We start from the raw sequence: 22,478 nt of genomic DNA, 5'->3' as shown, positions 1-22,478 counted from the left end.
GTAAAGCAACGCGCGCTGCATCCGGATGGCCCGCTGTCTCAACAGTTCGGCTTGCTTCGCGCTCAAAAGGCTCGATCGTGGCCGCGGCATCTCGGCGGGCACATTCTCGCCAACCGGGTGTCCGGCCCAAGAGCGCTCGGGCTGAACCGACATCGGTCCGACACTACGTTTCTGAGCCATGGTTTGACAACGCCAGATCGAGCGGGGAGTTCCAATGGGCTCTCGCGAGGAAATCTTTTGCGCTAGTGCGGCGCTCCCCTCTGATGTCCGGCGATGACATCGCCCGACAAAGCGATGCCGCCGCCGACACTCAAGTCGACGGCGGCATGACCAAGTCAGCGTATCGGGTCGGGCGAAAAGTTCAGTTCCGCGGAGCCGTCGCCGCCGCGGAACGTGCCTGCCGCGGTGCGACGGGCGCGCCGGGCTCGGCGACCGAAACCGCCGGCGCGCGCGAGCGCATGATGGCGGCGTCGATCTCGGCGATCACGCGGCGCTGGATCGCCTCGTTCTTGTCGATCGAGATGTGGCCGACGCCGGTGCCGCGGACGTCGACATTGTCGAGCTTGCCACGGAAGCCGTCGGCACGCTTCACCGGCTCGCCGGGACCGTCGCCGATGTAGATGTTGATGTAACGCTCCGCGCCGGTGGTGAGCTTGGTCTTGAACACGGAGTCGAGACCGATCGCCAGCTTCACGGGCACGCCGAGCTGGTTGAGCTTGGCGATCATGTCGGGCAGAGCGGTCGCGCCGGAGGAATGCCCGACCAGGACGATGGTCTTGAGGCGACCGGCCTTGTAGTTCGCTGCGGCTTCATCGGCGAGCGAGGACCAGGACACGAAATTGGCAACGGTCACCGGGACGCCCTGCGCCTGGAGGCGGGCGCCGATCGTGTCGAGACCGAGCGAGAAGATGTTCAGCACGCCGCGGAGCAGGTAAACATGCGTGGTCGCGACCTGGGCCTGGCTCGGCGCAGCCCGGGCTGCGGTCGGGCTGATGGCAACAGTTGACAGCACGAGCAGGCAGATCGCCCAACCACGGAGGGCGGACAATTGGCTGGCGCCGGCGGTGTGACGGCCGTTCGGTCTCATCGGTGGTTTCCCTGGGGACAATACGCTTTGCGATTGGCCGGAATCGTAGCCACGGCCGCGTTGCGGACGCAACAAAGAGCCGCGTGAACCGTGATCTTAGCCACAGCCCGTGACCATCGCGCAACACCTGTCTGAAACCTGCCACCGAAGCGCCTGTTTTGGGACCATTTTTCCTTCGCCGATTGCGAGCCGGCAAGGGCATTCCTATCTCAGGGCTCCGCTGACCCGCCGTTCCCGGTAGGTTCCGGACAACTCCCCAGCCCTACCGGCCCTCATGTCCCCCATCATTTCTGTCGCCAATTTGTCGAAGACCTATGGGTCCGGCTTCAAGGCACTCAAGAACGTCAATCTCGACATCAAGCGCGGCGAAATCTTCGCACTGCTCGGCCCCAATGGCGCCGGCAAGACCACGCTGATCTCGATCATCTGCGGCATTGCCAACCCCAGCGAAGGCCAGGTTCTGGTCGGTGGCGAGAACATCCAGACCTCCTACCGCAAGGCGCGCTCGCTGATCGGCCTCGTACCGCAGGAATTGCACACCGATGCCTTCGAGAGCGTGTGGGCAACCGTGAGCTTCTCCCGCGGCCTGTTCGGCAAGCCGAAGAATCCCGCGCACATCGAGAAGGTGCTGAAAGACCTCTCACTCTGGGACAAGAAAGACAACAAGATCATCACGCTCTCCGGCGGCATGAAGCGCCGCGTGATGATTGCGAAAGCGCTGTCGCACGAGCCGCAGATCCTGTTTCTGGACGAGCCGACCGCGGGCGTCGACGTCGAACTGCGCAAGGGCATGTGGGAGGTGGTGCGCACCCTCCAGCAGTCAGGCGTCACCATCATCCTCACCACGCATTACATCGAGGAAGCCGAGGAGATGGCCGACCGCATCGGCATCATCAACAAGGGCGAGATCGTGCTGATCGAGGACAAGGCAAGCCTGATGCAAAAGCTCGGCAAGAAGCGCCTGACGCTGCATCTGCAAGGCAGGCTCGACACGCTGCCAGAGAGCCTTCGCGATTACGAGCTGGAGCTATGCGATAATGGCGCGACGCTGGTTTACGATTACGACACCAAGGGCGAGCGCACCGGCATCACCAGCCTGCTCGGCGACCTCCGCACCGCCGGCATCCGCTTCAACGATCTCGACACGACGCAATCGTCGCTCGAGGACATCTTCGTCGATCTCGTGAGGACGTCATGAACCATCGCGCCATCCGCGCCATCTATCTGTTCGAAATGGCGCGCACCTGGCGCACGCTGCTGCAAAGCATCGTCTCGCCGGTGGTCTCGACCTCGCTCTATTTCGTGGTGTTCGGCGCGGCGATCGGATCGCGCATCAGCCAGGTCGAGGGCGTCAGCTACGGCACCTTCATCGTGCCCGGCCTGATCATGCTCTCGGTGCTGACCCAGAGCATCGCCAACGCCTCGTTCGGCATCTACTTCCCGAAATTCACCGGCACCATCTACGAGATCCTGTCGGCGCCGATCTCCTATTTCGAGATCGTGCTTGGCTATGTCGGTGCCGCCGCGACCAAGTCGATCATCCTCGGCCTGATCATCCTGGCGACGGCCGGGCTGTTCGTGCCGCTGCACATCCACCATCCGGTCTGGATGCTGGCCTTCCTGGTGCTGACGGCAGTGACGTTCAGCCTGTTCGGCTTCATCATCGGCATCTGGGCCGACGGCTTCGAGAAGCTGCAGATGATCCCGATGCTGGTGGTGACGCCGCTGACCTTCCTCGGCGGCAGCTTCTATTCCATCGACATGCTGCCGCCCACCTGGCGTACGGTGGCGTTGCTCAATCCGGTCGTCTATTTGATCTCCGGCTTCCGCTGGAGCTTTTACGAGATCGCTGATGTCAGCATGTCCGTCAGCGTCGGCATGACGCTGGCGTTCCTGGTGATCTGCCTCGTCGTGATCTGGTGGATCTTCCGCACCGGGTATCGGCTGAAGAATTGAGCTATCGATCCGGGCCGCCCGAAGGGCGAGCCCGGAATGGCGTTCGTCTCGTGCTTACCGATAACAATGGAAGCGGTGGTAGCCGTCGTAATAGCCGCGGCAGCGATGACGGTAGTGACGGTGGGGAATGCCGAGGACGCCTTCGACAGCACCAACGGCGCCGCCCACGCCTGCACCGACGACGCCTCCGACCGCGCCACCAACGGGCCCGGCAATCCGGTTGCCCTCGTAAGAGCCTTCCTGGGCGCCCCGGACGATTCCCTGGGCGTGGCCGGCTTGCGGCAGCGCCAACAGCGCGAGCAGGATGGCGGCGGCTGCGAACGCCAAGCGGACGGGCAAACCGGCCGGCGACGGCGCGGCGGCGATACGGGCTTTGTTCATCTTCGATCCCAAGGGCTGAATGGCGGCGCGCGCCGCCTGTCGAGGCAAGTCAGCATCAACGCGCCGGACGGCGGAATAGTTGCGCCTTCGTGACGAATTGTCGGCGATGGTGAACGGGTCGCCGCTCGCGAAAATGTCAGCGCTGCTGCACTCTCGCCGGCACGAAGCGGCCTTGCTTACGCCTAGCGCGGCGTTAACGATGGGCAGGCAGGCCGCTGGAACGAAAGCCGGATTGCGGGCATATTGCACGCCGGGGACGGAGAGCCGCGGCGCCTAGCGTGAACAGGCCGGAGGCCAGGATTCAGATGCGTTCTCAGATGCGTTCATTTTTCATCGCTTTCACGTCCCTGATGCTTTTCAGCGCGGGCAGCGCGCAGGCCAAGGTCGAGATCACCGTTGACAAGGACAATCAGCAGATGACCGTCGCGGTCGATGGAGTCGCGCGGTATCACTGGCCGGTGTCGACCGGCATCCCCTCGCGCGAGACACCGAACGGCGCGTTCCGCACCTTCCGGATGGAGGAGGATCACTACTCCAAGGAATTCGACGACGCGCCGATGCCGCACGCAATCTTCTTCACCAAGGTCGGCCACGCCATCCATGGCACGGACTCGGTCGGCCGCCTCGGCTCGCCGGCGTCCCATGGCTGCGTACGGCTGTCGCGCCAGAACGCCTCGACGCTCTATGCGCTGGTCCAGAAGCAAGGCGTGCTCAACACCACTGTGACGCTGACCGGCTCGGCGCAGGTGGCCCTTGCGCGCAATCCGCGCGGCCGCACCAACAATGCAATCGCCCGCGCGCCCCAGCAGCCTGTCGAAGAGCAGTACGCGACCACCGGCGATCCCGTGAACCTGACGCCGCCGCAGCAGCCCGCCCGTCGCTACATGCCGCAGGACGACAATTACATCTATCCCGCCGACGGCAGCGACACCGGCGCGCGCTATCCTGCGCCGCGCCCGATCACGCGGCCCTATGGCACGCAGGCCTATCAGCAATTGCCGCAGCCAACCTACGACCAGGGTTACGGCCAGCCGGGCACCTACTATCAGCCGCAGCCCCGGCAGGTTTACCAGCCGCGCGGCTACTATTACCAGAACTGACGCTATCGGAACGCGGCGTCGCCGCGTTCCACGATCTTCCGCGCAGCAGCGACGAAGGCGCGGGCGACCGGCTCGAGGATCTCGGGCCCGGTCCCTTCGAGTTCATCCGAGGGCGTGTGGAAAGTACGATGCCGGCCGGCCATGCCGAGGAAGTTCGCGTAGCCCGCCGCGTGCACATCGCGCAGCTCACCGACCGCCTGCTTCTCGGTCACCAGGCGTTTGGCCGCGACCTTGGCGAAGGCCTCATCGGTCAGCGCGACCGCGGATTTGCTGAGCACGAGATAGCGCTCCTCCTCGGGCCGATCGGTGCGCGCACCCTCCGCGAAGCCGTAGCACGCATTCGACGAGCCGAAGTGAATCCACGCCAGCGTGTCCTTCGGCGCCGGCGCTCCGCGCGCCAGGAACAACTCCATGCCACCGTGGCCGATCTCGTGGCCGGCGGTGGCGACGAAGACGAAATGAGCCGGCCATTTCTCCGCAGCAACGGTGCGGGCCAGCGCGAGGAAGTTTGCGATACCGGGACCACGCTCGCAGACACAGCCAAACCACCCGGTCATCGGCGTGGAGACCACGACGGTCGGCCCGCGACCGGCGCCGATCTCGGCGATGACGTTGCGGCCGGTAACATGCGTTCGTAATGGCCCTTGATGTCGAAGCTGACAGCTGCGCCCGAGGCGAGCGCGCGCTCGAACGTCGCTCTCGACCTGGCTCCGACCACAATCACCGGCATCGGCCAGGGCGCATCCTCCTGCGTGACATTGTAGGCGAAGCGATCGTCGGCGGGATTGCCGATCATCAGCAGGATCGCGGCCGGCTGCCTCGCTGCCGCTTCAGCAATGGCCGCGCGATGGGTCGGCCCCAAATACGCACCGCGGTCGAATGGCAGCTCCAACCAAAGGATCTTGCCGGCGACATCGCCTTCGCGTGCAAGCGGCGCCGACAGGCGGAAGCTCGCCCGGTCCTGGTGCGGCCACCAGAATGGCGTTGCTTCGACACTCGTGCCGGCAACTTCGGCGCTGGCCTGCTCGACGACATATTGCCGGCCTAGCACGACATGCTGGAAGCTGACATCCAAGCCCGCCTGCTTCATCTCGCCGGCAATCCAGTCGGCGGTCGCGCGATCGCCCGCAGAGCCGAAGCGGTGCAGGCCGAAGGAGGCATAGCGCGCCACATCTTCATAAAGACTTGCGCCCGAAAGCACGTCCCTGGCTGCCACCTGTCCGATCATGAGCACCGCCATCGTTGCGATAAAGACAAGCCGCATGTGAGTGGCTCCCCGAACCGTTGCTTTTTGGGCGACAGTTTCCGCCTTAAAAGGCCGCCGTCAACGGCGAGGCTGGACGAAACGCGCAAAGATTTCATAAGCTCGCGCTTTCACGAGTGCTGCGATCGCCGATGCCGTCACGTATCACGACAATCCTGACCGTGCTCTCGGCCCTCATTGCAGGACAAGCCAAGGCGCTAGACATGGCTTTTGATCTCGAAGCCCATCGCGGCGGGCGAGCGCTGCTGCCTGAAAACACCCTGCCCGCCTTCGCCAACGCGTTGTCGATGGGCGTGGACACGCTGGAGCTCGATGTCGGCGTCACCGCGGACGGCGAGGTCGTGGTGTCGCATGAGCGCGGGCTCAATCCTGATCTCGCACGCGGCACCGGCGGGGCTTACATCACTCCGCCCGGCACGCCCTTCGTGAAAATGCGGCTGGACGAGGTCAGGACCTATGACGTCGGCCAGATCCGGCCGGACAGTGCCTATGCGAAACAATTCCCGGACCAGCGCGCCGTGCCGGGGACGCGCATTCCAACCCTAAGCGAGCTGTTCGCGCTGGTGCGAAAATCCGGCAACTCGCGCGTGCGTTTCAACATCGAGACCAAGATCGACCCGAACCATCCGGACGAAACGCTCGATCCGCAAGCCTTTGTCGCGAAGTTGTTGGGGCTGATCGAGACCGAAGCATTCTCCGACCGCGTCATGATCCAGTCCTTCGACTGGAGAACCCTGCAGCTGGTCCAGCAGCAGGCACCGAAGATAACGACGGTGTACCTGACGCTGCAGCGCGGCTCGGGCCAGACCGTGTCGCTGGACAAGGCCACCAACTGGACAGCGGGCTTCAACCCGGCCGATCACGGAGGTTCGCTGCCGCGGACGATCAAGGCGGCGGGCGGAGCGATCTGGTCACCCCATTTCGGCGATGTGACCGCCGCGCTCATCGCGGAAGCCCACCAGCTCGGGTTGCGCGTCGTGGTGTGGACGGTCAACAAGCGCGAAGACATGGTGCGGATGATCGATCTCGGCGTCGACGGGATCATTTCCGACCGGCCCGACCTGCTGCGCGAGGTTGCCGGCGAGAAGGGCATCGCGCTGCCGGCGGGGACGCCGGTCGCACCGTAACTCCAGTCTCGTGTCCCGGGCGCGGTGCAGCGTGCAACGCTGCTCCGCAGATCCGGGACCAGAGCAGCGCGCCATGGGCCCCGCGCATCGCACCGGACGATGCTTCTCGTGCCCTACTCACCATTCTTCAAGCGCCGGTACAAAGCGCCGAGGATGTTGGAATAGTCGTCGGTCCAGACCCGCACCTTGTCGTCGGCCTCGGTCTGCTCCCAGACCTTGGAGGACGCGAGCCTGCCGACATCAGCCTCCTCGCGCGCGGAGATGACGACGTCGGTCGAGAAGATGTAATCGCCATCACGCCCGGAATCTTCGTTGAAGACCCAGCTCTTGAGATCGTTGGCGTCGGCAATGCCGACCACGACGGTCTCGAGATCCAGATGCCGGTTGGAGACGTGCATCACCACGGCACCTTGCGGGGCCAGCTTGTCCTTGTAGATCTTCATCGCCTCTTCAGTGGCCAGATGAATCGGGATCGCATCCGACGAATAGGCATCGACGATGATGAGGTCGTAGGCGCCGTCAGGCTCCTTTGCGAAGGTGAGGCGCGCATCGCCGATCACCGGCTTCATGTCCGGCAGGCAGCTCGATATGTAGCGGAAGTTCCTGGGGTCACGCGCCGCATCCACCATCGACTGGTCGATCTCGAAGAATTTCCAGTCCTCGCCGGGTTCGGCGGCGCAGGCGAGCGTACCCGATCCGACACCGATCGCGGCGACCTTGAGCGGCGCGCCCTTGCGTTCGCGGATCGCGCTGACAGCCTGACCGATGCCGCCGTCCTTGTGATAATAGGTGATCGGCTCGGGCCGGCCGGTGACCGGCGTGCCGTCATTGTTGCGAAAACGCTCGGCGCCGTGGATTGTGGTGCCGTGCATCAGCACGTGGAAATAGCCGCCTGGCGTCACCACGATCTTGTGCACGCCGAAGAAGCTGCGCACCGTCGTGACCCGGCCCTCGTCCGCCGGATAGACCCGGATCAGCGCCAGCGCGAGCGCGACAGTGGCGAAGATCTTCCAGCGGCCGGCATCGAGCGCCAGTGCGAGCAGCGCGGCGAGCACGCCGACGGCGCCGGCGACCCAGACGCGGTGATCCTCCAGCCAGGTCGAGGGGCTGCCGGTGGTATAGGACGTCGCAACCAGGGCCACCGCGAGCGAGGCGAGCACCAGCCAGTACCATTTGACGATGCCGGCGAAGCGCTCGTTCGCGGACGGCCGGCACAGCGCGGCAAACGCGATCAGGATCGGGTATTCGGCGATCCATGAGAAGGTGAAGGGAGCAAGGAGGCCAGCAAAGAGACCGCCGACCATGCCGCCGAACGACAGCGCGACGTAGAAACCGGTAAGATATCTGGCCGCCGGCCGGGTCCGCGCCAGTTCGCCGTGACAGGCCATGGCGATGATGAAGAAGCATAACTGGTGGCCACCGAGTGTCAGCAGCAAATTCTGCTCGCCGCCGAACGCGAGCAGGACGATGACGCCCGCGATCGCGACCGGTTGCAGCATCAGCATCCATTTGTGCGGCAACAGCGGCCGCGACTGGAACACCACGACCCAGGTGAGCAGATACAGCGACAGCGGCAGCACCCAGAGCAGCGGCGCCGCGGCGACGTCGGTCGAGATGTGCGCGGTGACCGCGATGAGAAGACCCGAGGGCACGGCGGCGAGGAAGATCCAGCGCAACCGCGTCAGTATATCAGGCGCCGGTGCATTGGCGTCCTCAGTCCGCGCGTCGACCTGCGCGAGCTTCGGCGAGCGCAACAACAGCAAACCGCAGGCGGCGATCAGGAGGATCAACAGTCCATAGAAGCCGGTCCAGAGCCGGTTCTGCGCATGCAGCGTGAACATCGGCTCGAGCAGGAACGGATAGGACAGCAGCGCAAGGAAGCTGCCGATGTTGGAGGAGGCATAGAGGAAATAGGGGTCGTGTCCGGCCGGATGGCCGGTGCGGACGAACCAGGCCTGCAGCAACGGATTGTTGGCGGCGAGCGCGAAGAACGGCAGGCCGATCGAGACCACGAACAGGCCGAGCAGCCAGAACGCATAGCCCGACGCCGGCGGCTCGCCATAAGCGGAGGCGACGCCGAGCGGAAGCGTGACGAAGGCCAGCACCAGCAACACCAGATGCACGGCGACCGGAACGGTTCGGTTCCTCGCCTGCATCAACAGATGGGCGTACGCGTAGCCTGCCAGTAGCAACGACTGGAAGAACACCATCGCCACCGACCACACCGCCGGCGAGCCGCCGAGCCGCGGCAGCACCATCTTCGTGAACAGCGGCTGCACCGAGAACAGCAGCAATGCGCTGACGAAGATCGCAGCGGTGTAGACCGTCAGCAACAGCCGGTTGCGTGACGAGGACGGCTGCTCCGTGGCGGCAGGTTGCGCGATCGAATCCATGAAAGCTCCGGCTCAAAACCCGGCGGGCGCCGGACGCGCGCAATGGAGCACAAGGCGCCTGAACGGGCAATAAAGGGCGTCGTGATGTTGCAGTCGGAAATGCTTGATATAGAGATGTCCTGCCGGGGCTTGCGAAGCGCGATGCTGCGCATCGCCCCGGAATGACGCCAGGGAAATCATGACCGAGACCGACGTTCTCATCATCGGCGCTGGCCATAACGGCCTCACTTGCGCGGCCTATCTGGCGCGCGCGGGCCTGCGCGTGCACGTGGTCGAGCGCCGCAAGGTGGTCGGCGGTGCCGCGGTCACTGAGGAGTTTCACCCCGGGTTCCGCAATTCAGTCGCGGCCTACACTGTGAGTTTGCTCAATCCGCAAGTGGTCAGCGACCTCGGCCTCGCCGAACAAGGTCTGCGGATCGTGGAACGGCGCGCCCAGAATTTTCTGCCCGCGCCCGACGGCAGCTATCTCCTCACCGGCGAGGGACGGACGAAGGCATCTGTCGCGCGGCTGAGCGCACACGACGCAAGCGCGCTCGACGGGTTTTCACGCGAGCTGGAAGATATCGCCGACGTGCTCAGGCAATTCGTTTTGCGCGCGCCCCCGAACCTCGTCGACGGCTTTGGCACAGCGGCCGTTCGTGAAGGTGTCAACGCCTGGAAGACCGCCAACATCCTGCGCGGTCTTACGCTGGAACAGAGCCGCAGCCTGCTCGATCTCTTCACCCGCTCCGCCGGCGAGATGCTGGACGAACGCTTCGAGCATGATCTGGTCAAGGCGCTGTTCGGTTTCGACGCTATCGTCGGCAATTATGCCAGCCCCTACGCCGCCGGCTCGGCCTATGTGATGCTGCATCACGCCTTCGGCGAGGTGAATGGCAAGAAGGGGGTCTGGGGCCACGCCATCGGCGGCATGGGCGCGATCACGCAGGCGATGGCGCGCGCGGCACGCGACCGCGGCGTCGTGATCGAAACCGATGCCGGCGTCCGCGAGGTCATCGTCGAGCGCGACCGCGCCGTCGGCGTCGTGCTGGAGAATGGCGCGACGATCCGCGCGAAATATGTCGCGGCCAATGTCAATCCAAAGCTGCTCTACACGCGGCTGGTCGCAGCCGACGCTCTGCCTGCGGACTTCCTCGCCCGCATCCGCAATTGGAAGAACGGCTCCGGCACCTTCCGCATGAACGTTGCGCTGGACCGCCTGCCCTCGTTCACGGCGCTGCCGGGCGACGGCGATCATCTTAGCTCCGGCATCATCCTGGCGCCGAGCCTTCCCTACATGGACCGCGCCTGGCTCGATGCACGGGCGCAGGGCTGGAGCCGGGAGCCGGTCGTCGAAATGCTGATCCCCTCGACGCTCGACAACACGCTGGCCCCGGCGGGCAAGCACGTAGCCAGCCTGTTCTGCCAGCACGTCGCGCCGGAGCTTCCCGATGGACGATCTTGGGATGACCATCGCGAAGAAGTCGCCGATCTCATGATCGCGACGGTGGATAAATATGCGCCGGGTTTTGCGGCGAGCGTGCTGGGCCGCCAGATCCTTTCCCCGCTCGATCTCGAACGGCAGTTCGGCCTGCTCGGCGGTGACATCTTCCACGGCGCGCTGAGCTTGAACCAGTTGTTCTCGGCACGGCCGATGCTGGGCCATGCCGATTATCGCGGACCGCTCAGCGGCCTCTATCATTGCGGCTCCGGCGCCCATCCCGGCGGCGGCGTCACCGGGGCGCCCGGCCATAACGCGGCGCAGGTGATCTTGAGCGATCACCGGTCGCTGTTCGGAAGCCGTGGATAGGCCTGTGGATGAGCTGTGGACTGGCTGTTGAATGGCCTGTGTTTGGACCGACGATATGGGGGCCGGAAGGTCGCGACCGAACTTGGTGAAAGCCGGTGGAAAATCGGCAGGACAATCGCTGGAAAAGCGGGTGGACGGCGTCCCGGCAAGCGGTGGACAATCTGTGAAATCGACCGGAAACGGTGGCCCCAAAACGCCCCCGCCCGCCAGGGGGAACCCCTCGCGGGCGGTGATCAGGACTAGCCTTTGAAGAAAACGGCCCCCCGCTGGGAAATGGAGGCGGAAATTACTTCAAGGAGGTGCTAATCGACGTGAACTTGTCGTTCAGAGTGACGCCGAGGCTGTTCACCACGGTGATGATCGCCAGAGCAATTCCTGCGGCAATCAGACCGTATTCGATCGCCGTTGCACCGGACTCATCCGACCGGAACTTCTGAATAATGTTCTTCAAGACTCGCCTCCGTTACAATTCCAAGCTGTGTTGGTTGGTCTCAACACCCGAAAATGTACGGGGCACAACCTGCAGCCCGGTTAATCCGGAACCGCAACTTATGCGGAAAATTGGCAACTAAAGTTCCAAAAATTGAACTCAACGGAACCCTGAATGCAGCCCTCTCCTACCCATCGCGCCAGCTTTTCGATCGGCAGCGAGGCCGATGCGAGGCGAGTCGTCGACGTGCTCACCGAGGTATTTTTCGACGGCGATGCGGCGGTTGCAGCCTTCGAGCGGCCGGACGGGGCATGGGATGTGACGCTCCATTTCGCTGAGGCGCCCGATCAGGCCTGGCTACGCGAACTCGTTGAGAGTTCAGCAGGAAATGCCATTGCTTCGACGCTTGCCTTCGACATCGTCGAGGCCAAGGATTGGGTCAAGGCCAGCCTGGAGGATCTCGTCCCGGTCCCGGCCGGGCGCTTCGTCGTGCACGGCAGTCATGACCGCGGCCGTGTGGCGCCGAACAAACTCGCGATCGAGATCGAGGCAGCTCTGGCCTTCGGCACCGGGCATCACGGAACCACGCGCGGTTGTTTACTGCTGCTTGACCATGTCCTCAAGAGTTCCCGGCCGCGAAACCTGCTCGACCTCGGCACCGGAACCGGCGTCCTCGGCATCGCGGCGGCGAAAGCGCTGCACCGCGCGGTGCTCGCCTCCGACATCGACCCTCCGTCCGTGCGGGTAGCCGCCGAGAACGCAGTGCTTAATGAGGTCGGCAATCAGGTCCGGGTGATCCGCGCCACCGGCTTCGCCGCGCCGGAATTCGGAAAGGCCGGCCCGTTCGAACTGGTGCTGGCCAACATCCTCGCCAACCCGCTCAGGCAGTTGGCAGGCTCGATGGCCCGGCATCTCGCACCCGGCGCACACGTCATTCTCTCCGGCCTGTTGACACACCAGGCCCCCGCCGTGATTGCCGCCTATCGCGCTCGCGGTCTCGTGCCGCTGAAGCATCTGCGGATCGAGGGGTGGAGCAGCCTGTTGCTGCGGAAGATGGGGTGAGCGAAGCGTCGTCGGTGCCGTAGGGGAGCGAGTTGTCCGCCATAGCTCAAAGAGCGACGGCGGAAGCGTGCCCGAACACCTTTTGCGACCGAGAGAATTCGTGGGCGCGTTGGTTCGCACCTTCGCCCACCCGACGAATTTCTAAGCCACCTACTCTTTCGGCTTGTCGTCCCGCTGCGATGTGCGCTCATTCCGCAAGGCGCGCCTCGCGCGGCGCTCTGACAGACGATCGATCATCTGGCTGATGACGCCGCGCGGCTTTTCTGGTGCCGTCGCAGTCGGGACACGCCGCACCGGCGGCGTAATCTTCTCAAACGTGAACGCTGGCATCGTGTGTCCTCTCGCCGTTGAGATGAACCACCTGCTCGAATTTCACTGTTGTCCGGACGAAGCGCAACTGCTGCATCCTTTACTCCACTCAATTCGAATGGAACCATTCAAGCACAGTCCATGCCAGATGCGGCGCTAAATGCGTCCAGATTGCGGACTCGTCCCCATGATCCTAAAGTGATCCACCATGTTCGAAGCACACTTCCAGACATTCGAGGAGCCGGAGGCCGGCGTCGCATTGACGGCGGGGCTCGCCGCCCTTCGCGAAGAACTCGCTCGTCGCAAGCTGACCGGCTTCGTGATCCCGCGCGCCGACCAGCAGCAGAATGAGTATGTGCCGCCCTCGGACGAACGGTTGGCCTGGCTGACCGGTTTCACGGGCTCGGCGGGCCTCGCGGTGGTGCTGATCCAGGAGGCTGCACTGTTCGTCGACGGCCGCTACACGCTTCAGGCCGCCAAGCAGGTCGATGCCAAGGCCTGGTCCGTGGAATCCCTGATCGATCCACCGCCGGAGAGCTGGGTGTCGGCGCACCTGAAAGCCGGCGACCGCCTCGGATTTGATCCATGGTTGCACACTTTTGCGGCAGCCGAGCGCCTATCGGCCGCCTGCGCCAAGGCCGGCGCCGAGCTGGTCGCCGTCGACAGCAATCCCATCGACGCGATCTGGCAGGACCGCCCGCAGCCGCCGCTCGCCCCCGTCGCCGTACACAGCCTGCAGCATGCCGGCGTCACCGAAGCCGAGAAGCTGACGCAGATCAGGGCCGAGATCGGCAAGCTCGGCGCCGACGCGCTGGTGCTGTCGGACAGCCACGCGGTGGCCTGGACCTTCAACATCCGCGGCGCCGACGTCGCCCATACGCCGCTGCCGTTATCTTACGCGCTGGTTCCGAAGGAGGGACGGCCGACCATCTTCATCGACCACCGAAAACTCTCCAACCTGACGCGCGACCATCTCGAGCAGTCCGCCGACGTGCGCGAGCCCGATGCGATGGTGCCGACACTGATGGCGCTCGCCAAGGGCGGCAGATCGATTGCGCTCGACAGTGCCACCGCAGCCGATGCGCTCAGCCGGTTGATCGCGGGCGCCGGCGGCAAGCCGGTGCGCGGCAGCGATCCGATTGCGCTGCTCAAGGCGGTCAAGAACGCGACCGAGATCAAGGGCACGAAAACCGCCCATGTGCGCGACGCCGTGGCGCTGGCGCGCTTCCTCGCCTTCATCGACCGCGAGGCCGCGAGCGGCAAGCTCACCGAGATCGACGCGGTCGAGGCGCTGGAGACCTTCCGCCGTGATAGCGGCGCTTTGAAGGACGTCTCGTTCCCGACGATCTCCGGCACCGGCCCGAACGGCGCCATCGTGCACTATCGCGTGACCCGCAAGAGCAACCGGCGGATTGTGCCCGGCGATCTCTTGTTGATCGATTCCGGTGCGCAATACGAAGACGGCACCACGGACGTCACCCGGACCATGGCGGTGGGAGAGCCGACCGACGAGATGCGCGACCGCTTCACCCGCGTGCTGCGCGGCCATATCGCGATCGCGCGCGCCGTCTTTCCGGATGGCGCCACGGGCGCGCAGCTCGACACGCTGGCGCGGCAATATCTCTGGGCCGCCGGCCTCGATTTCGAGCACGGCACCGGGCACGGCGTCGGCAGCTATCTCTCGGTGCACGAGGGGCCGGCACGGATCTCGAAGCTCGGGACCACGCCACTGAAGCGCGGCATGATCCTCTCCAACGAGCCCGGCTATTACAAGACCGACGGTTTCGGCATCCGTATCGAGAACCTCGAACTGGTGGTCGCCGCCGAGATCCAGGGCGCCGAGAAGCCGATGAACGCGTTCGAGACGCTGACGTTGGCGCCGATCGACCGCCGGCTGATCGACGTTGCGATGCTGAGCCGCGACGAGCTCTCCTGGCTCAATGCCTACCACGCGCGTGTCAGAGCCGAGGTGCGTCCGGCGCTGGATGAGACGACGCGAGCCTGGCTCGATCAGGCGACGGCGGAACTGAAGGCGTAGCGTGCATCCTGGGCGCGCTTCATAGCTGTACCGATCTGCGCCAGGCCATTACTTCACCATAGCCGTCATGCCCGCGAAGGCGGGCATCCAGTATTCCAGAGACGGCTGACGTCTACTGAAGCGCCCTGATGTACTGGATTCTCCGCCTGCGCGGGGAATGACGGCGGAGGCCTGATCATCATCGGTCCTCCACCACCACCGTCCCAAAATCCGTATAGCCGCATTCCGAAACGCCGATATCGGACTTGCGCCGGCAAGCTACAGTCGGATTCGAATTCAAGAAGACGGACCCGCATGCACGGCAAGATCAGCAAGCCGCCGAAAGCGGCGACCGACCTCGCAACGTCGCGCGGGGTGTTGTTGCTGCTGGTCGTGATGACCGGAATCGCGCCGATCTCGCTTTATATCCTGGTTCCGGCGCTGCCAGTGCTGGCGATGAATTTCGGCAGCGACATTTCGATCGCGCAGATGACGGTGTCGCTCTACATGGTCGGCATCGCGCTGTCGCAGCTCATCATGGGACCGCTGTCGGACCGGTTCGGGCGGCGTCCGGTGCTGCTCGGAGGGCTGGCGCTGATGGTGGTGGCGAGCGTCGGCTGCATCTTCGCCGAGACCCTGCCGCAATTGATCGCCGCTCGCTTTTTCCAGGCGCTCGGCGGCGCGTCCGGCATGGTGATCAGCCGCGCCATCATTCGAGACGTCTACGAGCGCGACCGCGTCGCCTCGATGATCAGCCTCGTGGTCGCGGCGCTGATGATCGGCCAGATGGTCTCGCCGCTTACCGGCGGCCTGATCGAGACGGCATTCGGCTGGCGCGCGATCTTCTACGCCGTCACGATCGCTGCGATCGTCGTCGCCGTCGGCATCGCCATCGCGCTGCCGGAGACACGGCGCAGCCGCGCCGCCGGCGGCGGCTTCCGTGGCGACGTCGGCGTCCTGATCAAGAGCCGCGCCTTCGTCGGCTATGTGATGTGCCAGGTGCTGGCCTCGCAGATCATCTTCACCTTCGCAGGCGGCGGCCCCTACATCGTGGTGACGCAGATGGGCCGAACCACCGCCGAATACGGCGCCTGGTTCGCGACCACCGGCTTTGCGTACCTCGTCGGCAACCTGCTTTGCGTACGGTTCGCGCCGCGGCATTCGCTGGAAAAGCTGATCTGGTTCGGGCTCGCGCTCCAACTCGCCGGCAGCCTCTTCAATCTGTTGTGGAGCTTCACCGGCTGGAACGAAGCTCCCGCCTGGCTGTTCGGCACGCAGATGATCGTAATGGTCGGCAATGCCTTCGTGATGGCGAATTCCGCGGCCGGCGCGATCAGCATCCGCCCCGAAGCCGCCGGCGCGGCGTCGGGCGCCATGGGCTTTCTGCAACAGGGGATCGGCGCGCTGATGTCGCAATTCGGCGCCTATCTCGGCGGCCACTCAGCCACGACGCTGCCGCTGACCTCGGCCGTCCTTGCCATCTCGCTGCTCTGCGCCTGCATGATGATCTTCGTCGTCCCCCGCCGCGACATGGTGGTGAGCGAGACGCTGATCGAGCGGGCCGAGGAGGAAGAGGGCGGAATGATGTGAGGAGCCATGCAGCTCCAGCAGCATCAATCCAGCATCCCGTTACCACAACCAGGACGCATACCGTCGATCACTGCCCGCAGTGGTTGACCCATGTCAATGCAGGCTGGCCAACCTTCGAGGAGCCTAACGACGGGCTCAAGCAGGGAGGAAGGTCATGACCGAACACCGCGATGGTTGCGACAGCAAAAGCGCAATTGACCCTCGGGACATCGCCAACATGCTCGATGCGATGAAGCAAATCGGTGTCGATATCTCCGTCCCTGTCGTCAACGAAGAAGCCCGGATCGGCAACGTCCTGTACGCCAACGGCGGCTGCGACCCGCACGACTGCTCCGGCTTCAAGCCGGGAAGCTGCAGCGGCGTCACATGCCCCACGAAGTCGAGCGCCTGCCCCACCGAGGCATGCTCAACGAAAGTCTGCGCCAACCATACGTGTCAAAGCGTGAGCTGCGAAAAAGTCTCCTGCAACAACTACCACCATTGGGAATCGCGGGCATCGACCCATGGCGCCCTGACGGCAGCGATGTCCAGCCTGCCGGCCGAATCCTGGTCGCAGCTGTCGTCCCGTTCGCTCTCAGCACCCGATCGCGCGACCTGAAGATTTCTGCCGGGCAGCACCAACGATGAAGATCTCGGCCTACAATTCCCTGACCTCGTCTTTCGCTCCGGGCAAGTATCTCGCGTTCAACGCGTTGACCGGGGCGTTCCTGTCGCTCGATGACAAACGGCTCGATGACTACGAGGCTCTGATCGAGTCGATCGACGTGACCGGGTGCCCACCCGAACCTCTCAGGCCATTTCAGAAGACCTTGATCGAGAACGGCTTCGTCATCCCGGACGAATGCGACGAGCAGGCCGAGATCAGCCGCCGATATCACGGCGGCAAGGCCGGCTCACGCGGGCTCGGCCTTACCATAGCGCCCACGATCACATGCAATTTTGGATGCAGCTATTGCTTCCAGAGTCATACGAACACCCGCCTGGACGATGCAAGGATCGAAGATCTGCTGACCTTCGTTGAAGCTCGCCTGGAAGCCAACACATCGCTCAACGTCACCTGGTTCGGCGGCGAGCCGCTTGCTGCGTTCGACGTGATCGAGAAGCTGGCGCCCCGGCTCCACGCGCTCGCGATGGACCGCAATTGCACGTTCGGGCACAGCATCATATCCAACGGCTACCTGCTGACGGAGCCACGCGCAGCATTTCTGGCAAGCATACCGGGATTTGGTGACGCGCAGATCACGCTCGATGGCGCAAGGAGGCACCACGACGTTCGCCGACCAACACTTGCCGGCCACGGCACTTTCGATCGAATCCTCGAGAATTTGGTAGCCGCGGCCCGGCATATCCCGATCCTCGTGCGCGTGAATGTCGACCGACGCAATATCGACGGCCTGGAAGAGCTGCTCGATGCGCTGACGGAGCGCGGGTTGCGCCACGTCGGAGTCTATCTCGGCCATGTCTGGCACTACACCGACGAGGTCGGCGCGACTGATATCCTGACCAAGGAGGAATTCGCGTCGCTCGAGACACAATTCAAGTTCCTCAAGTTCCGCAAGGGATTCGCCATCGGGGCTTCTTTGCCGCAACCCAAACGGGGGGCACTCTGCTCGGCGGACAGCAACAACAGCTTCGTGCTCGGGCCGGGCGGCGGCATCTTCAACTGCTGGAACGAGGCGCATCAGGACACGCGTCAGGCGCTTGACCGCTATAGTCCGGCGACGGAGCCGCACCCCAACGGCGTCAAGCAGCAATGGGCGCAGTATGAACCGTCAGCCAAGCCGACGTGCCGAAGCTGTCACGTCGCGCCGCTGTGTATGACCGGCTGCCCGTGGGAAGCAGCGAAAGTGGCCGACAGAGGCGATTGCATTTCGGCGCGCTTCAATCTCGCCGACCAGTTGCGGTTGTACGATCTCGAGCAATCCGTGGCATTCGCCGACAAGGCCAGGCAACGGCCAATGGGGGCCACCGAGATCGTCCGAGGCGGATAATTTTGCTCGAACATCACTCCCCGATCAGCGCCAGCCACTCGTCCTCGGTCAGCACCTTGACGCCGTGCTTGTTGGCCTCCGCGAGCTTTGAGCCCGCGCCGGGGCCGGCGACGACGAGATCGGTCTTCTTCGACACCGAACCCGAGACCTTTGCGCCCAGCCGCTCTGCGGTCGCCTTCGCCTCGTCGCGCGTCATCTTCTCCAGCGAGCCCGTGAACACCACGGTCTTGCCGGCGACGGCCGAATTGCTCTTCGGCTTCTCGGCGTCGACGATCTCGACCTCCCTGGTCAGCCGCTCGACGATGCCGCGATTGTGGCTCTCACCGAAATAGTCCGCGATGCTCCTGATCACGGTGTCGCCGATCTGGTCGAGCGCGTCCATCTCCGCCATCGCCTCCGCGTCGCCCTTGGCGACCTTGAGGCAGGCGTCGTGGAAGGCATCCCATGAGCCATAGCCGCGCGCCAGCGCCAGCGCCGTGGTCTCGCCGACATGACGCATGCCGAGCGCATAGATGAAGCGCTCCAGCGCGATCTTGCGCCGGCCCTCGATGGCGCCGAACAGGTTGCGCACCGAGGTTGCGCCGTAGCCCTCGACCTCTTCGAGCTTCAGCTTCGCGTTGCGCTTCTCCAGCGTGAAGATGTCGGCGGGCTCCTTGACCCATCCCTCGTCGAAGAAATACTGCAGCTGCTTCTCCCCGAGACCGTCGATGTCGAAAGCGCGCCGCGACACGAACAGCTTGAGATGCTCGATCTTCTGGTAGGGGCAGGCGAACTCGCCACTGCAGCGGGCGCGGGATTCCTCTTCGCCGGCGGCCGTCGCGCCGCGCACGACGTCGGTGTGCAGCGGGCACGGGCACGTCTTGGGGAAATGGAATTCCTTGGCGGTCTTCGGCCGCTTGTCGAGGACGACGTCGACGATTTGCGGGATCACGTCGCCCGCGCGCTGGACCACGACGGTGTCGCCGATCCTGATGTCGCGCCCCTCGCGCAGCACCTCGCCCTTGCTGCCGATGCCCTTGATGTAGTCCTCGTTGTGCAACGTGACGTTCTGCACGATCACGCCGCCGACGCCGACCGGTTCGAGCTTGCCGACCGGCGTGAACGAGCCGGTGCGGCCGACCTGAATCTCGATGTCGCGCAGCACGGTCGTGGCGCGCTCGGCCGGGAATTTATGCGCGATCGCCCAGCGTGGCGTGCGCGAGACGAAGCCGAGACGCTCCTGCCAGTCGATGCGATCGACCTTGTAGACGACGCCGTCGATGTCGTAGTCGAGCCGGGCGCGCCGTTCTTCGATCGAACGATGGAAGGCGAGCAGCTCCTCGACGGAGTGGCATAGTTTGGTCAGCGGGTTGGTCTTGAAGCCGCAGCGCTCGAACCAGCCGATCATGCCGCTCTGCGTCGCTGCCGGCATCACGCTCATCTCGCCCCAGGCATAGGCGAAGAAGCCAAGGGGACGCGAGGCGGTGATGGTCGGATCCTTCTGCCGCAGCGAGCCGGCGGCCGAATTGCGCGGATTGGCGAAGATTGTGTCACCGGCTGCCTTCTGCCGCTCATTGAGCGCGAGAAACGCCTTCTTGGTCATGTAGACCTCGCCGCGCACCTCGCAGATGTCGGGGATGTTCCGCCCCTCCAGTTTCTGCGGCACGTCTTCGAGGGTGCGGATGTTGGCGGTGACATCCTCGCCGACCGCACCGTCGCCGCGCGTCGCCGCGGTCACTAGCTCACCGCCCTCGTAGCGGAGCGACATCGAGAGGCCGTCGATCTTCGGCTCGGCGGAAAAATCGACCTCGTCGTCGTCGAGCTTCAGGAAGCGCATGATGCGGCCGACGAAGTCGCGCACGTCCTCTTCCGCAAAGGCGTTGTCGAGCGACAGCATCGGAACGGAATGCCGGACTTTCTTGAAGCGGCCCGAGGGTGCGGCACCGACCTTCTGCGAAGGCGAATCCGCGCTGACGAATTCAGGAAAACGCTTCTCGATGGCATTAAAGCGCTGGCGCAGCGCGTCGTACTCGGCGTCGGTGACGGTGGGCGCGTCCTCCTGATAGTAGCGCTCGTTATGTCCCTCGATCTCGAGCGCCAGCCGCATGTGCTCGACCTTGGCCTGCGCCTTGGTGAGGTCGGCGACGTCGCGAAGTGGTGTTGCTTTGGATTTTGCTGCTCTGGCCATGATGCTTGGATACGACGGAGCGGGCGGAAGGGTAAAGGCAGGTTGGGCTGTTTGTTCTCCGGATGCTCTGCAGCACGAGGCGGCCTCGAGGGTCCCGGCTCGCGGTGCGCGTCCGTGACACGAAACCTAACTCGCCGCCTTGAGCAGCCGGTCCGCGGCCGCCCTCGCCTCCGCCGTGATTTCGGCGCCGGCCAGCATGCGGGCGATTTCCTCGCGGCGGTGGTCGGCGGCCAAAGCGTTGACGCGGGTGGCGACGCGCTTGCCCTTGTCGAGGGCGTCCTTGGAGATCAGCAAATGCAGGTCGGCGCGGGCGGCAACTTGCGGGGCGTGGGTCACGGCCATCACCTGCACCTTGCCGGCGAGCCGCGCCAGCCGCCCGCCGATGGCATCGGCGACCGCACCGCCCACGCCGGTGTCGATCTCGTCGAACACCAGCGTCGGCGCCGAGCCGCGGTCGGACAGCACCACCTTGAGTGCCAGCAGGAAGCGCGACAGCTCGCCGCCGGAGGCGACCTTCATCATGGGTCCCGGCTTGGTGCCCGGATTGGTTTGCACCCAGAACTCGACGCGGTCGAAGCCCTGCGGGCCTGGAGCCGCCTCGTCGGTCGCGACCTGGGTCATGAACTTGGCGCGTTCGAGCTTGAGCGGCGCCAGTTCGGCGTTGACCGCCTTGTTGAGTTTCTCGGCCGATTTCTGCCGCGCCAGCGACAGCTTCTTGGCTGCGGCGGCATAGCGGCTATCCGCCTCGATCGCGGCCTGCTCCAGCTTTTTCAGCCGCGAGGCGCCGGCATCGATCAGCACGACGTCGGCGGCGTATTTCGCGGCCAGCGCGGCGAGCCCGTCGACCGGCGTCGAATATTTGCGTGAGGCCGCTCTCAGCGCGAACAGGCGCTCCTCGATGCGTTCGAGCTCGGCCGGATCGAAATCGGTCGCGGCGAGTGCCGCCTGGAGATGCTGGTCGGCCTCCTCCAGCGCGTTGATCGCAGCGTCGATCGCCTTCACGGCGGGCTCGACCAGCGCCGGCGAATTGACGCCGCGGCGTTCCAGCCGGCGTACGGCCGCCGACAGCGTCGAGACGGGCGAATGGTGACCACCGACAGCCTCCTGCGCCTCGCGCAAATCAGAGGCGATCTTCTCGCCCTGCATCATGGTGGTGCGGCGGTTGGCGAGCGAAGTCTCCTCGCCATCCTTGGGCGCGAGCTGCTTCAGCTCGGCGGAGGCGTGGCGCAGATAGTCGGCCTCGCGGGCGGCGCGCTCCATGCCGGCGCGATGCTCCTCCAGCGCAGTATTGGCGGTGCGGCGTGCGTCCCAGAGCGTTTCGACCGCGGCGACGTCCTTCTCCAGGCCGGCGAACGCATCGAGCAGGCGGCGATGGGTAGCGGCATCGACCAGCGCGCGCTCGTCATGCTGGCCGTGGATCTCGACCAGGGCGGCGCCGACCGCCTTCAGCGTCTGCACGCTGATCGACTGGTCGTTGATGAAGGCCCGGGTGCGGCCGTCGGCGAGCTGCACGCGGCGGAGAATCATCTCGCATGACCCTTCGACACTCGTGTCGTCCAGACCGTTCTCGGCAAGGATCTTCGTCGCAGGGTGGTTCTTCGGGACATCGAACACGGCAGTGACCTGCCCCTGCTCGGCGCCGTGGCGCACGAGGCCGGCGTCGCCGCGGCCGCCGAGTGCCAGCGCAAAGGCATCGAGCAGGATGGATTTGCCCGCACCGGTCTCTCCGGTCAAAACCGCGAGGCCGGTGGTGAATTCGATATCGAGCCGTTCGATCAGGACGATGTCGCGGATCGATAGACGCGCCAGCATGGA

19 protein-coding genes are annotated in these 22,478 nt (G+C 64.7%); 10 read left to right on the top strand and 9 right to left on the bottom strand.

What is annotated here, in order from left to right; translation table 11 throughout:
- Nucleotides 1–361: 361 nt before the first annotated feature.
- The gene (locus tag JQ580_RS18620; RefSeq protein WP_212281499.1) at nucleotides 362–1,087 is read right to left on the bottom strand and encodes a hypothetical protein; all 726 of its coding nucleotides are present in this window, start codon (nucleotides 1,085–1,087) and stop codon (nucleotides 362–364) included.
- 274 nt (nucleotides 1,088–1,361) lie between these two features.
- Between JQ580_RS18620 and JQ580_RS18615 the strand changes: the two genes are divergently transcribed.
- Together JQ580_RS18615 and JQ580_RS18610 are read left to right on the top strand one after the other, a co-directional pair.
- Nucleotides 1,362–2,285, top strand: a complete 924-nt coding sequence (locus tag JQ580_RS18615; RefSeq protein WP_212281498.1) for an ABC transporter ATP-binding protein — start codon at nucleotides 1,362–1,364, stop codon at nucleotides 2,283–2,285.
- A complete protein-coding gene (locus JQ580_RS18610) occupies nucleotides 2,282–3,043 on the top strand; it encodes an ABC transporter permease (RefSeq protein ID WP_212281497.1) in 762 nt (253 codons plus the stop codon). Before JQ580_RS18615 ends, JQ580_RS18610 begins: the two co-directional genes overlap by 4 nt.
- 54 nt (nucleotides 3,044–3,097) lie before the next feature.
- On the opposite strand, the gene JQ580_RS33865 is transcribed toward JQ580_RS18610, so the two are convergent.
- Nucleotides 3,098–3,424, bottom strand: coding sequence for a hypothetical protein (locus JQ580_RS33865; protein ID WP_249134255.1), 327 nt, complete (start codon nucleotides 3,422–3,424; stop codon nucleotides 3,098–3,100).
- Nucleotides 3,425–3,729: 305 nt separating this feature from the next.
- Between JQ580_RS33865 and JQ580_RS18600 the strand changes: the two genes are divergently transcribed.
- On the top strand, nucleotides 3,730–4,524 hold the full coding sequence (locus tag JQ580_RS18600) for a L,D-transpeptidase (RefSeq protein ID WP_212281495.1): 795 nt from the start codon (nucleotides 3,730–3,732) through the stop codon (nucleotides 4,522–4,524).
- Between the two features lie 2 nt (nucleotides 4,525–4,526).
- Here JQ580_RS18600 and JQ580_RS33860 read toward each other — a convergent pair whose 3' ends face one another.
- Both JQ580_RS33860 and JQ580_RS33855 read right to left on the bottom strand, forming a co-directional pair.
- Nucleotides 4,527–5,081 (bottom strand): hypothetical protein, encoded by a 555-nt coding sequence (locus JQ580_RS33860; protein ID WP_249134253.1) that lies wholly within the window; start codon nucleotides 5,079–5,081, stop codon nucleotides 4,527–4,529.
- Entirely contained in the window at nucleotides 5,078–5,788 is a 711-nt protein-coding gene (locus JQ580_RS33855) for a hypothetical protein (RefSeq protein WP_249134252.1), read from the bottom strand. Before JQ580_RS33855 ends, JQ580_RS33860 begins: the two co-directional genes overlap by 4 nt.
- A 131-nt stretch (nucleotides 5,789–5,919) precedes the next feature.
- Here JQ580_RS33855 and JQ580_RS18590 point away from each other — a divergent pair, with 131 nt between their 5' ends.
- Complete coding sequence (locus JQ580_RS18590) at nucleotides 5,920–6,915, top strand: glycerophosphodiester phosphodiesterase (protein ID WP_212281494.1); 996 nt, start codon at nucleotides 5,920–5,922, stop codon at nucleotides 6,913–6,915.
- A gap of 113 nt (nucleotides 6,916–7,028) precedes the next feature.
- On the opposite strand, the gene JQ580_RS18585 is transcribed toward JQ580_RS18590, so the two are convergent.
- Complete coding sequence (locus JQ580_RS18585) at nucleotides 7,029–9,308, bottom strand: fused MFS/spermidine synthase (protein WP_212281493.1); 2,280 nt, start codon at nucleotides 9,306–9,308, stop codon at nucleotides 7,029–7,031.
- 178 nt (nucleotides 9,309–9,486) lie between these two features.
- Between JQ580_RS18585 and JQ580_RS18580 the strand changes: the two genes are divergently transcribed.
- On the top strand, nucleotides 9,487–11,097 hold the full coding sequence (locus JQ580_RS18580; protein ID WP_212281492.1) for a phytoene desaturase family protein: 1,611 nt from the start codon (nucleotides 9,487–9,489) through the stop codon (nucleotides 11,095–11,097).
- A 286-nt stretch (nucleotides 11,098–11,383) separates the two neighbouring features.
- Here JQ580_RS18580 and JQ580_RS18575 read toward each other — a convergent pair whose 3' ends face one another.
- Nucleotides 11,384–11,548: a Flp family type IVb pilin gene (locus JQ580_RS18575; protein ID WP_212281491.1), complete on the bottom strand. Its 165-nt coding sequence runs from the start codon at nucleotides 11,546–11,548 to the stop codon at nucleotides 11,384–11,386.
- A 153-nt stretch (nucleotides 11,549–11,701) separates the two neighbouring features.
- On the opposite strand from JQ580_RS18575, the gene JQ580_RS18570 reads away from it, so the two are divergent.
- Nucleotides 11,702–12,589, top strand: coding sequence for a 50S ribosomal protein L11 methyltransferase (locus tag JQ580_RS18570; protein ID WP_212281490.1), 888 nt, complete (start codon nucleotides 11,702–11,704; stop codon nucleotides 12,587–12,589).
- A gap of 150 nt (nucleotides 12,590–12,739) precedes the next feature.
- Here the strand turns inward: JQ580_RS18570 and JQ580_RS33850 are convergent, their stop codons facing one another.
- Nucleotides 12,740–12,919: a hypothetical protein gene (locus JQ580_RS33850; RefSeq protein WP_249134251.1), complete on the bottom strand. Its 180-nt coding sequence runs from the start codon at nucleotides 12,917–12,919 to the stop codon at nucleotides 12,740–12,742.
- Nucleotides 12,920–13,106: 187 nt separating this feature from the next.
- Here JQ580_RS33850 and JQ580_RS18565 point away from each other — a divergent pair, with 187 nt between their 5' ends.
- From JQ580_RS18565 to JQ580_RS18550, 4 genes are all read left to right on the top strand, one after another.
- Nucleotides 13,107–14,936, top strand: a complete 1,830-nt coding sequence (locus JQ580_RS18565) for an aminopeptidase P family protein (RefSeq protein ID WP_212281489.1) — start codon at nucleotides 13,107–13,109, stop codon at nucleotides 14,934–14,936.
- Between the two features lie 294 nt (nucleotides 14,937–15,230).
- Nucleotides 15,231–16,505 carry a multidrug effflux MFS transporter gene (locus JQ580_RS18560; RefSeq protein WP_212281488.1) on the top strand — a complete coding sequence of 425 codons (1,275 nt, stop codon included), beginning with the start codon at nucleotides 15,231–15,233 and terminating at the stop codon, nucleotides 16,503–16,505.
- A gap of 154 nt (nucleotides 16,506–16,659) precedes the next feature.
- Nucleotides 16,660–17,103: a hypothetical protein gene (locus tag JQ580_RS18555; RefSeq protein ID WP_212281487.1), complete on the top strand. Its 444-nt coding sequence runs from the start codon at nucleotides 16,660–16,662 to the stop codon at nucleotides 17,101–17,103.
- A gap of 25 nt (nucleotides 17,104–17,128) precedes the next feature.
- Nucleotides 17,129–18,496, top strand: coding sequence for a radical SAM/SPASM domain-containing protein (locus JQ580_RS18550; protein WP_212281486.1), 1,368 nt, complete (start codon nucleotides 17,129–17,131; stop codon nucleotides 18,494–18,496).
- A gap of 13 nt (nucleotides 18,497–18,509) precedes the next feature.
- Here JQ580_RS18550 and ligA read toward each other — a convergent pair whose 3' ends face one another.
- Together ligA and recN are read right to left on the bottom strand one after the other, a co-directional pair.
- The gene (ligA, locus tag JQ580_RS18545; RefSeq protein ID WP_212281485.1) at nucleotides 18,510–20,663 is read right to left on the bottom strand and encodes an NAD-dependent DNA ligase LigA; all 2,154 of its coding nucleotides are present in this window, start codon (nucleotides 20,661–20,663) and stop codon (nucleotides 18,510–18,512) included.
- A 126-nt stretch (nucleotides 20,664–20,789) separates the two neighbouring features.
- Entirely contained in the window at nucleotides 20,790–22,475 is a 1,686-nt protein-coding gene (recN, locus tag JQ580_RS18540; RefSeq protein ID WP_212281484.1) for a DNA repair protein RecN, read from the bottom strand.
- Nucleotides 22,476–22,478 lie beyond the last annotated feature (3 nt).

Source organism: Bradyrhizobium sp. SZCCT0148, assembly GCF_018129985.1.
GTDB classification, from domain to species: Bacteria; Pseudomonadota; Alphaproteobacteria; order Rhizobiales; family Xanthobacteraceae; genus Bradyrhizobium; species Bradyrhizobium japonicum_H.
Note: the sequence above shows the minus strand (reverse complement) of the source record. Positions and strands in the feature narration are given on the sequence as shown.

What these genes read in the sequence shown, in the direction of transcription:
- JQ580_RS18620 (WP_212281499.1), bottom strand. Translation starts at nt 1,087, where the DNA reads ATGAGACCGAACGGCCGTCACACCGCCGGCGCCAGCCAATTGTCCGCC.
- JQ580_RS18615 (WP_212281498.1), top strand. Translation starts at nt 1,362, where the DNA reads ATGTCCCCCATCATTTCTGTCGCCAATTTGTCGAAGACCTATGGGTCC.
- JQ580_RS18610 (WP_212281497.1), top strand. Translation starts at nt 2,282, where the DNA reads ATGAACCATCGCGCCATCCGCGCCATCTATCTGTTCGAAATGGCGCGC.
- JQ580_RS33865 (WP_249134255.1), bottom strand. Translation starts at nt 3,424, where the DNA reads ATGAACAAAGCCCGTATCGCCGCCGCGCCGTCGCCGGCCGGTTTGCCC.
- JQ580_RS18600 (WP_212281495.1), top strand. Translation starts at nt 3,730, where the DNA reads ATGCGTTCTCAGATGCGTTCATTTTTCATCGCTTTCACGTCCCTGATG.
- JQ580_RS33860 (WP_249134253.1), bottom strand. Translation starts at nt 5,081, where the DNA reads ATGACCGGGTGGTTTGGCTGTGTCTGCGAGCGTGGTCCCGGTATCGCA.
- JQ580_RS33855 (WP_249134252.1), bottom strand. Translation starts at nt 5,788, where the DNA reads ATGCGGCTTGTCTTTATCGCAACGATGGCGGTGCTCATGATCGGACAG.
- JQ580_RS18590 (WP_212281494.1), top strand. Translation starts at nt 5,920, where the DNA reads ATGCCGTCACGTATCACGACAATCCTGACCGTGCTCTCGGCCCTCATT.
- JQ580_RS18585 (WP_212281493.1), bottom strand. Translation starts at nt 9,308, where the DNA reads ATGGATTCGATCGCGCAACCTGCCGCCACGGAGCAGCCGTCCTCGTCA.
- JQ580_RS18580 (WP_212281492.1), top strand. Translation starts at nt 9,487, where the DNA reads ATGACCGAGACCGACGTTCTCATCATCGGCGCTGGCCATAACGGCCTC.
- JQ580_RS18570 (WP_212281490.1), top strand. Translation starts at nt 11,702, where the DNA reads ATGCAGCCCTCTCCTACCCATCGCGCCAGCTTTTCGATCGGCAGCGAG.
- JQ580_RS33850 (WP_249134251.1), bottom strand. Translation starts at nt 12,919, where the DNA reads ATGCCAGCGTTCACGTTTGAGAAGATTACGCCGCCGGTGCGGCGTGTC.
- JQ580_RS18565 (WP_212281489.1), top strand. Translation starts at nt 13,107, where the DNA reads ATGTTCGAAGCACACTTCCAGACATTCGAGGAGCCGGAGGCCGGCGTC.
- JQ580_RS18560 (WP_212281488.1), top strand. Translation starts at nt 15,231, where the DNA reads ATGCACGGCAAGATCAGCAAGCCGCCGAAAGCGGCGACCGACCTCGCA.
- JQ580_RS18555 (WP_212281487.1), top strand. Translation starts at nt 16,660, where the DNA reads ATGACCGAACACCGCGATGGTTGCGACAGCAAAAGCGCAATTGACCCT.
- JQ580_RS18550 (WP_212281486.1), top strand. Translation starts at nt 17,129, where the DNA reads ATGAAGATCTCGGCCTACAATTCCCTGACCTCGTCTTTCGCTCCGGGC.
- ligA (WP_212281485.1), bottom strand. Translation starts at nt 20,663, where the DNA reads ATGGCCAGAGCAGCAAAATCCAAAGCAACACCACTTCGCGACGTCGCC.
- recN (WP_212281484.1), bottom strand. Translation starts at nt 22,475, where the DNA reads ATGCTGGCGCGTCTATCGATCCGCGACATCGTCCTGATCGAACGGCTC.